2 protein-coding genes are annotated in these 884 nt (G+C 58.6%); both read left to right on the top strand.

The features are described from left to right. Positions 1 to 28 precede the first annotated feature (28 nt). Positions 29 to 151, top strand: coding sequence for a hypothetical protein (locus tag CBW22_RS24860; RefSeq protein WP_369597202.1), 123 nt, complete (start codon positions 29 to 31; stop codon positions 149 to 151). A gap of 469 nt (positions 152 to 620) precedes the next feature. Next, positions 621 to 884 (top strand): phospholipase D-like domain-containing protein (locus CBW22_RS24855; RefSeq protein WP_254919565.1); only part of this gene is annotated, 264 nt, incomplete at its 3' end.

Below are 884 nucleotides of genomic sequence, written 5' to 3'. Positions count from 1 at the left end.
GAACGGCGCGTGCCGGCGCTGGCTCGCGGTGCCGGCAAAGGTGTACCAGGCCTTCTGCGCGGCCGCGGACGGCGACGCATTTTTCAGGAGCAGCATCGAGGGGCGCTATATTTCCCTCCGCGGCAGCCTCAGCCTGCGGCCCGGCGTCTGACGCCATCATCTGCGCATAGGCATCATAGTCTTCCGCGGCCTGCTGCCGCCAGCGACGCACCGGTGCCCGGCGTTCAGCGCGCGCCCGGTAGCCGCAGCGCCGCTCGCGGGCCGCCCGAATCAGGGTCTCCTGCACCCACGTCCAGAACGCGCGCCCCGTGTGCGGCGTCACAGGGTAGCCCGCTTTTTTCATGATTTTCCGGGCGACGTTTTCGCTCCAGCTGCGGATGAGCGAAAAGGCGCCGTGGATATCGCCGCGTGACGTCATGATATTTAATTCGTGAAATGTATTCATATTATCTGCTCCCTGACATGTAACTGTTATCGTCAGATTACGAAATGTCTTCAGCGCTGATTTTATATTTATAATAGATTAATATTAACATGTTTATATTAATAACTGTCAGGTGGTAAAATCTGTTAACATTATTTTATGGCGGTAAAGGATAATGAAAAGACAGGCTTTAATCATGACGGCATTACTGACCATTCCCGTTATTCACGGCGCGGAGGCCTCCGTAACGGCCGGCTTTTCGCCCGGTGGCCCGGCGCTGGATCTGATACTGCAGTTCACCGGCAGCGCGCGTCAGAGCGCCGACGTGGCGGCCTATGATTTCACCAGCCGGCCGGTGGCACAGGCGCTGTCAGCGGCCGTTGCGCGGGGCGTTAAGGTCCGGCTGGTCGCCGATGAAAAGAAAAGCCGGGACCGCTGGTCTCTTGTCAGCCAGCTCGCG

The sequence above is a fragment of the Pantoea sp. VS1 genome (assembly GCF_002207995.1).
Classification (GTDB): Bacteria; Pseudomonadota; Gammaproteobacteria; order Enterobacterales; family Enterobacteriaceae; genus Pantoea; species Pantoea dispersa.
The sequence above is the reverse complement of the archived record's forward strand: the minus strand, read 5'-3'. Positions and strand labels throughout refer to the sequence as shown.